This is a genomic window from Streptomyces sp., from assembly GCF_036566765.1.
Lineage (GTDB): Bacteria > Actinomycetota > Actinomycetes > Streptomycetales > Streptomycetaceae > Streptomyces.
Window position 1 is genome coordinate 1 of record NZ_DATCVQ010000408.1, and the last position, 7998, is coordinate 7998.

Here is a 7998-nt window from a genome sequence, read left to right on the forward strand (position 1 = left end):
GGCGGCCGAGGAGGCCCCGGCACTCGTCGACGAGCCGGACACGGCCCCGGTGGCCGCGGCCGCCGCGCCCGCGCCGGTCGCGCCCACGACGCCGCCGACGACCACGCCGCCGGCCTTGAACGCGTAGCCGGCGGCGAACCAGCCGATGACGGCGATCGGCAGCAGCGCGGGGATCCCGGAGTTGACGTGCGCGAGCTCGCCCGCCGCCACCCGGCACTTGGCGCACTCCTCCAGGTGCTTGCGCAGGCCCCGCTCGGCCCGCATCCGCAGCCCGCCCCGGGCGTACGCGCCGAGCCGGTCCGCGTACCGCGCGCAGTCCCCGCCGGCGGTGAGCGACTGGCTGACGTGCGCCTGGAGGTAGGCCTGCTTGAGGCCCTCGCGGGCCCGGCTGGCCAGCACGGCCGTGGCGTTCGGCGTCAGCCCGAACAGCGGCGCGACCTCGCTGGGCGACTCCTCCTCGACGGTGGTGTGCCACAGCACGGCCTGCCAGCGCTCCGGCAGCGACTGGAACGCCTGCATGGCCAGCGACTGTTCGGCCTCGTGCATGGCGCGGACGTCCGCGCCCAGGTCCATGGTGTCCTCGTCGGAGACCTCGGCGGAGCGGGCGGCCTGTGCCGCGAACACCGCGAAGTCGTCGACCAGGTGCTCCCGGCGCTGCGTCTTCGTCCAGTTCGCGGCCACCCGGCGGACCGTGGTCATCAGGTAGGCGCGGACGGCCTGCTCGGGCCCGGCCCCGCCGCGTACCGCCTGCAGGGTGCGGGCGAACACCTCGGCGGTCAGGTCGTCGGCGGTGTGCGCGTCCCGGCAGCAGGTGCGCGCGTAGCGGCGGACGGCCGCGGAGTGCCGGCGGAACAGCTCCTCGTACGCGCTGTCGTCGCCGCCGCGCATCCGCTGGATCAGCTCGGCGTCGGCGGGCGGCAGATCGAGCGGCGGAGGCAGTACGGAACCGGAACCTCCGGCCTCGCGCTGTGCGGGCACGCTCGGCCCCGTCTCCGTGGCACCGCGCTCGCCCTGCTGCTCGTCCCGACCCTCACCGCTCATCGCGGAAGCCCCCGTTTGCACGCTCAGACCCGAACACCGGGCAAGCGTGCCACAGGGGGCGCGTACGCCGAAGTCCCGCGTCAGTCAACCACTCGTCCGGGGCGACTTCGCGGGTTTGGACGTAACCGATCACTCGTTCGTGAAATGCTCAACGATCCAAGTGACGCACGAGGTTGACGGGACCGGCGCCGGGTCGTCCGGGCCGAATCCGGTGCCCGGGCAGGAACCGGAAGCGGCCGCAGCCGCTCCGGTCCCGCCCCGGGTCACGTACCCGTCAGGTCGACGGCCGCGAGCGCAGCCCCTCCAGCAGGATGTCCAACAGCCGGGCGGACGCCGCCGCCTGCTGCGCCGCGTCCGGAAGGGACGGCGCCGCCGTGGCGATGACCAGCAGCACGTCCGCCACCGTCACGTCGACGCGCAGCTCGCCCGCCGCCCGCGCCCGGTCCACCAGCCGGCCGACGACCTCCAGGAGCTCCGAGGCCCCCGCGTCGTCCTGCTCCGCCGGCGGGGCCGTGCGCGGCGCGACCACCCGCAGCTCCGGCTGGCCGCCCACCGCGCCCCGCTGGGCCGGCACCCGCGCCTCGTCCTCCGACTCGACGGCCGGACCGCCCATCGGCTCGTCCCCGTCCACGCCCACCCGCAGCACGTGCGGGGGCAGCAGCCGCCCCGCGCCCGACGCCACCGAGGTGCGCAGGAACCGGGACAGCGCCGACCACGGCTCGTCCTCCTGCCCCAGCGCGGCCCGCGCCTGCTCCGTCAGCCGGGAGGTCTCCTCCTCGGCTATCCGTCGCACCAGCACGTCCTTGCTGGGGAAGCGCCGGTAGACCGTGCCGACGCCGACGCGGGCCCGCCGCGCCACGTCCTCCATCGGAGCGCCGTAGCCGAGCTCGCCGAACACCTCGCGCGCGGCCCGCAGCACATGCTCCAGATTCCGCTGCGCGTCCACGCGCAACGGAGCGGAACGGCTCACCGCCGGACCCGTGGTCCCGCGTCCGTTCGTCAGCCCGTCCGTCGGCGACGCGACGACGGCCTGCCAATGAGAATCCTGAATCTGCATAAGCGTTCCCCCGCTCATGATGTCTCCCCCCGGAGACTTCCCCGCCCTGACCGCCGGGGAGCGGTCACTCGCTCAGGTCTCGTCCAGCGACCCGACACCCCGACGAGGTATGAACATAGTTGAGTTGCGGTCAATTCAGAAGGGGCCGTTCCGTACGGTGCGCCCCCCGATCGGAGCAAGGGCCGGAACACTCCCGATTCTGGCCCCTGGACCCACCCCCCACCCCTATCGTGACCTGCGCACTTCCCCCAGTACCGACCTCGTGCGCCACCCCGCGCTCCCGTACCCCTCCGGTCACATGATTTGTCGGGCCTGTGGACAAACCCCGGACGGCGTTGCGTCATGGGACAGTGACCGAACCTGCGCGCATTCTCGTTGTCGGCGGTGGCTACGTCGGGATGTACACCGCGCTGCGTCTGCAGCGGCAGTTCAAGGCCGAGCTGAGAGACGGGGCCGTCGAGATCGTGGTGGTCACGCCCGAGCCGTACATGACCTACCAGCCCTTCCTGCCCGAAGCGGCCGCAGGCTCGATCTCGCCACGCCACGTCGTGGTCCCGCTGCGCCGTGTCCTCGACAAGTGCCGGGTCCTCATCGGCGAGGTCCGCACGGTCGAGCACGCCAAGAAGACCGCCACGGTCTCCACCCTCGCCACCGAGGAGGAGGGCACAGGCAACATCAAGATCGAGTACGACGAGCTGGTCATCGCCCCCGGCTCGATCTCCCGCGCCCTCCCGATCCCCGGCCTCGCCGACTACGCCATCGGCTTCAAGGCCGTCGAGGAGGCCATCGGGCTGCGCAACCACGTCATCGAGCAGATGGACATCGCCTCCTCCACCCGCGACCCCGCCCTGCGCGACGCCGCCCTCACCTTCGTCTTCGTCGGCGGCGGCTACGCCGGCGTCGAGGCGCTCGGCGAGCTGGAGGACATGGCCCGCTACACCGCGCGGTACTACCACAACATCAAGCCCGAGGACCTGAAGTGGGTCCTCGTCGAGGCGTCGAACCGGATCCTGCCCGAGGTCGGCGAGGAGATGGGCAAGTACGCCATCCGCGAGCTGCGCGCCCGCAACATCGACGTACGCCTGGAGACCCGCCTCGAGTCCTGCGAGGACCGCGTCGCCGTCCTCAGCGACGGCTCCCGCTTCCCGACCCGCACCGTCGTGTGGACCGCCGGCGTCAAACCCGCGCCCGTCCTCGCCGACACCGACCTGCCGCTCAACGAGCGCGGCCGGCTCAAGTGCACCGCCCGGCTCACCGTCGAGGGCGTCGAGCACGCCTGGGCGGCCGGCGACGCCGCCGCCGTCCCCGACGTCACCTCCGACGAGCCCGGCAGGGAATGCGCGCCCAACGCCCAGCACGCCGTGCGCCAGACCAAGGTGCTCGCCGAGAACATCGCCGCCTCCCTGCGCGGACAGCCGCTCAAGGAGTACGCGCACAAGTACGTGGGCTCGGTCGCCTCCCTCGGCCTGCACAAGGGCGTCGCCCATGTGTACGGGCGCAAGCTCAAGGGCTACCCTGCCTGGCTCATGCACCGCGCCTACCACCTGAGCCGCATGCCCACGTTCAACCGCAAGGCCCGCGTGCTCGCCGAATGGACCCTCTCCGGCCTGTTCAAACGCGAGATCGTCTCGCTCGGCTCGCTCGAACACCCGCGCGCCGAGTTCGAACTCGCCGCCGCACCCCCGCCGAACAAGAACGGCCCCCCGAAGCCCCCCGGGGACGCGCCGAAGGACACACCGAAGGACGGCCCGCCCGACGGCCCCAAGAAGGGCCCGGCGTCCGGCTGAACCCTTGTCAGTGCGCTCGGTCACACTGGACGTGTGACCATAGGTGGGCTCACACCTGCACAGAGTGACTCAGCACGGCAACGACACCACGAGGCATACAGATCCGTGAACTTCACCCGCTGGAGCCCCAGGCTCCCCGGTACGCAGCGCCGCGCCGCGGCGCGGACCGATCGCGGCTCCGTGCCCGCGGCCCGCGGTGAGTACGAGCAGCAGCTGGAGTCCCTCCCCGACGACGTCCCCGGTCTGGAGGACTTCTCCGTCCGCGAGGTCGTCGGCCGCCTCCCCGGCCTCGTCGCGCTGGTGTACGGACCCGAGCACCGCATCGCGTACGTCAACGACGCGTACGCCGCCGCCTTCGGCCCCCGCCCAGCCGGCGCGACCGTCGCCGACACCTGCCCCGAGGCCGACGAACTGGGCCTGATCCCGCTCATGGACCAGGTGCTGCGCAGCGGCAAGCCGCGCACCGTCAAGTCCCGCCGCACCAGCGACGGAGGCTCGTACACGGTCACCTGCCTGCCCGTCGACACCCCGCACCACGAGGCCGGTGGCGTCCTCGTGCACGCCGCCGACGTCACCGACCACGCCGAGGCCGCCGAGCGGCTGCGCGCCAGCGAGCGCAGGCACCGCGAGACCGCCGTCACCCTCCAGCGCTCCCTGCTGCCGCAGGAGCTGGAGCAGCCCGACGACCTGCGGGTCGCCGCCACCTACCAGCCCGGCGGCACCGACGCGGCCGTCGGCGGCGACTGGTACGACGTCATCACCCTCGGAGCCGGCCGCACCGCCCTCGTCATCGGCGACGTGATGGGCCGCGGCGTGCGCGCCGCCGCCGTCATGGGCCAGCTCCGCACCGCCGTGCGCGCCTACGCCCGGCTCGACCTGCCGCCGCACGAGGTCCTTCAGCTTCTCGACGGCCTCGCCGCCGAGATCGACGCCAGCCAGATCGCCACCTGCGTCTACGCCGTCCACGACCCGAACGAGGGCAAGCTCGTCTACGCCTCCGCCGGCCACCTCCCGATCCTCGTCCGCGACGAGGACGGCACCGTACGGCGCGCCGAGGACCCCACCGGACCCCCGCTCGGCACCGGCGGCTGGCTGCACACCTCCGGATCCATCGCCCTGCCCCCGGGCTCCACCGCAGTCCTCTACACCGACGGCCTGGTCGAGCGCCGACGCGAGGACATCGACGAGGGCGTCGCCGCCCTGGAGCGCGCCCTGTCCGGCGCGACCGGCACCCCGCAGGTCGTCTGCGACCGCATCCTTCGCTCCCTCGGCGTCACCGCCGAGCACGACGACGACGTCGCCGTCCTGGTCATGCAGCACCCCTCCCGCACGGGACCGGACGCCGAGCTCTTCCACAACGCGGGGCTGGAACTCCTCGGCGGCGTCGAGGCCGCGCCGCGCGCCCGCGCCTTCGCGTCGGGGGTCCTGTCGAGCTGGCGCTTCCCGGTCGAACTGCGCGACCTCGGCGTCCTCGCGACCAGCGAGCTGGTCGCGAACTCCCTCCAGCACGGCACCCCGCCGATGCGGCTGCGCCTGCGCCGCACCGACCGCCGCCTGATCATCGAGGTCACCGACGGCGACGACCACCTGCCGCGCCGCCGCCGCGCCGAGTCGGAGGACGAGTCGGGCCGCGGCATCTCGATCATCGCCACGATCGCCTCGTCCTGGGGCAGCCGCCGCACCCCGGGCGGCGGCAAGGCGGTCTGGTGCGAGTTCGCCCTGCCGGACTAGGCCCGGCAGGGCGAGGGGACGAGACGGGGCGGCCGGATCAGACGGCGGCCGTCTCCTTGACCGGCTCGTGCCGCGCCACGACCCGCGACGGCTTCGGCGCCAGCGACGGCTGGTCCTGCACCGGCGTCAGCCGCTTGCCCAGCCGCAGCGCCAGAACGGTGATGCCGAGCGAGAACAGCACGAAGGTCACGATGTACGGCCCGTGCAGCGCGGCCCCCATGGGCCCGCCCACGGCCGGGCCGACCGCCAGCGCGAGCTGCTTGACCAGCGCGAACGCCGAGTTGTACTGCCCGACCATCTCCTCGGGCGCGAGATCGGCGACGAGCGGCGCGACGGTCGGCGACAGCATCGCCTCGCCGAGCCCGAACAGGGCGTACGTGGAGACGAACGCCGCGGTCGCCATCGCCTGGCTGCCGTGCCCGAGGCCGGCGTACCCGGCGACGAGCCACGCCACCGCCCAGATCAGACCGACGGCCGCGATGACCCGGGAGCGCCGCCGGCGCTCGACGAACTTCAGCACCACGAACTGCGCCACGACGATGACCGCGGTGTTGGCGGCCAGCGCCATGCCCAGCGTCGACGGCTGGATGCCGGCGGCCTCGGTGCCGTACGCCGCGAGACCCGACTCGAACTGCCCGTAGCAGGCGAAGAAGAGGACGAAGCCGAGGACGCACAGCTGCACCATGGCCTTGTGGCCGAGCAGCGCACGCACCCCGCCGGCCCGCGAGGCGCCCGGTCGGGCGTCCTTCAGCGCGGGGGAGCCCGGCATCCGCACGGTCAGCACGATCCCCGCGAGGACGAGGAACATCACGGCCTCGATCGAGAACAGCAGGACGAAGCTGCCCGGCCGGCTCTCGTCGACCAGCTGCCCGCCGATCAGACCGCCGACGCCGAGGCCCAGGTTCTGCAGAAAGAACTGCATGGCGAAGGACCGGGTACGGGTCGCCGGCGTCGAGCACCAGACGATCATCGTGGCCAGCGCGGGCTGCATCACGGCCGTACCCGCGCCGAGGACGGCGGCGGAGGCGACGACGGCCGCCACGCTGCCGGACAGTCCCATCCCCAGGGCGCCCACGGAGGCGAGCAGTGCAGCGACAAGAAGGACGGGGACGGGCCCCCGCCGGTCGATCGCCCGGCCGCTGAACGGCAGCACGACCAGGGCGGCCATGGCGAAGACGGCGAGCACGGCCCCTGCCGTCGTCGCCCCCAGCTCCCGCACCCCTGCGACGTACACATAGAGGTACGGCACGGTGAAGCCGAGCCCGAACGCGCTCAGCGCGCTCCCTGCCTGGATCCGGCGCATCGCTGCACCCTTCGCCTTGGTCACAACCACCCACTCCGTCACGTGTGAGTTCAGGCTCGTAGCCCTGAACCCTGAAGACTTCAACACTAAAGTTAGATCCTTAACAATACACATCCAAGGACTTCGACGCCAATGCGTTGCGTGGGATACTCGTCCCATGTCCGACACCCCCCAGGCGCAGTCGTCGCAGGAGCCGACCCTCGACGAGCTGATCGCCGCCTACCAGCGCGAGTACCGCGACCTCGACCCCCAGGTCGAGAAGGTCGTCTCCGCCCTCGGCCGGCTGAACCGGCGGATGAACGTGGCGTACGGCCGCCAGCTCGCCGACCTCGGCATCAGCAACGCCGAGTGGGAGGTCCTCAAGCACCTCGTCCTGGCCGGCGACCCGTACCGCCTCGGCCCCGGTGAGCTCGCGAAGCGCCTCGGCCTCACCCCGGCCGCGATGACCCACCGCATCGACCGCATGGCGGGCGAGGGCCTGGTGACCCGAGACCGTGACGAGAACAACCGCGTCCGGGTGATCGTCGAGCTGACGGACGAGGGCCGCTCGAAGTGGCAGGAGGCCATGCGCATGGCGACGGGCTTCGAGGCGGACCTCCTCCAGGACCTGTCGTCCGACGAACGCGGCGTCCTGGGCGAACTCCTGACCCGCCTCCTACGCCGCGTGGAGCACGCCCAGCCGGACGCCGGCGGCCGGCTGACGGACCTGGACTGAGAGGTCGGGGGAGGTCCGCGAGGGTGGGGTTGACACGCCCCCCACGGATACGTAGTGTTCTCCGAGTTGTCGCGGGGCCGTAACGGTTCTGCGGCGGCCATCCCGCCGCTGATGCGGCAACTCAACTCGCACGATCTCCCGGACCGGGAAGAATTTCGGCATGCCGTAATTCATTTCGAATGGCTCGATTATGAGTCGCCGGGGAAATCCGCTAGAGTTTGAGCGTCGGAACGGCCCAACGGGTCGGAAAGACAAACCCGCTGACTGGGAATCAGACGCCGAAAGGATCTGATAGAGTCGGAACCGCCGGAAGGGCCCGGAGCGAAAGCGAAAGGCGCGGAAAGCAAGCCGAAAGGCACCGAGG

6 protein-coding genes are annotated in these 7998 nt (G+C 72.2%); 3 read left to right on the forward strand and 3 right to left on the reverse strand.

The window, feature by feature from the left end:
* Both VIU94_RS23815 and VIU94_RS23820 read right to left on the reverse strand, forming a co-directional pair.
* Positions 1 to 1041, reverse strand: a 1041-nt coding sequence (locus VIU94_RS23815; protein ID WP_331913910.1) for a sigma-70 family RNA polymerase sigma factor, incomplete at its 3' end; no start/stop codon positions are given.
* Between the two features lie 274 nt (positions 1042 to 1315).
* Positions 1316 to 2098: a TetR/AcrR family transcriptional regulator gene (locus VIU94_RS23820; RefSeq protein ID WP_331913911.1), complete on the reverse strand. Its 783-nt coding sequence runs from the start codon at positions 2096 to 2098 to the stop codon at positions 1316 to 1318.
* Between the two features lie 398 nt (positions 2099 to 2496).
* Here VIU94_RS23820 and VIU94_RS23825 point away from each other — a divergent pair, with 398 nt between their 5' ends.
* Complete coding sequence (locus VIU94_RS23825) at positions 2497 to 3885, forward strand: NAD(P)/FAD-dependent oxidoreductase (protein ID WP_414720998.1); 1389 nt, start codon at positions 2497 to 2499, stop codon at positions 3883 to 3885.
* 105 nt (positions 3886 to 3990) lie between these two features.
* A complete protein-coding gene (locus tag VIU94_RS23830; protein WP_331913915.1) occupies positions 3991 to 5616 on the forward strand; it encodes an ATP-binding SpoIIE family protein phosphatase in 1626 nt (541 codons plus the stop codon).
* A gap of 37 nt (positions 5617 to 5653) precedes the next feature.
* On the opposite strand, the gene VIU94_RS23835 is transcribed toward VIU94_RS23830, so the two are convergent.
* Complete coding sequence (locus VIU94_RS23835) at positions 5654 to 6919, reverse strand: MFS transporter (RefSeq protein WP_414720999.1); 1266 nt, start codon at positions 6917 to 6919, stop codon at positions 5654 to 5656.
* 157 nt (positions 6920 to 7076) lie between these two features.
* On the opposite strand from VIU94_RS23835, the gene VIU94_RS23840 reads away from it, so the two are divergent.
* Complete coding sequence (locus tag VIU94_RS23840) at positions 7077 to 7634, forward strand: MarR family winged helix-turn-helix transcriptional regulator (RefSeq protein WP_331913919.1); 558 nt, start codon at positions 7077 to 7079, stop codon at positions 7632 to 7634.
* The last annotated feature ends 364 nt before the right edge of the window (positions 7635 to 7998 follow it).

Coding starts and splice junctions, on each gene's coding strand:
- VIU94_RS23820 (WP_331913911.1), bottom strand. CDS start 2,098: ATGCAGATTCAGGATTCTCATTGGCAGGCCGTCGTCGCGTCGCCGACG.
- VIU94_RS23825 (WP_414720998.1), top strand. CDS start 2,497: ATGTACACCGCGCTGCGTCTGCAGCGGCAGTTCAAGGCCGAGCTGAGA.
- VIU94_RS23835 (WP_414720999.1), bottom strand. CDS start 6,919: ATGCGCCGGATCCAGGCAGGGAGCGCGCTGAGCGCGTTCGGGCTCGGC.
- VIU94_RS23840 (WP_331913919.1), top strand. CDS start 7,077: ATGTCCGACACCCCCCAGGCGCAGTCGTCGCAGGAGCCGACCCTCGAC.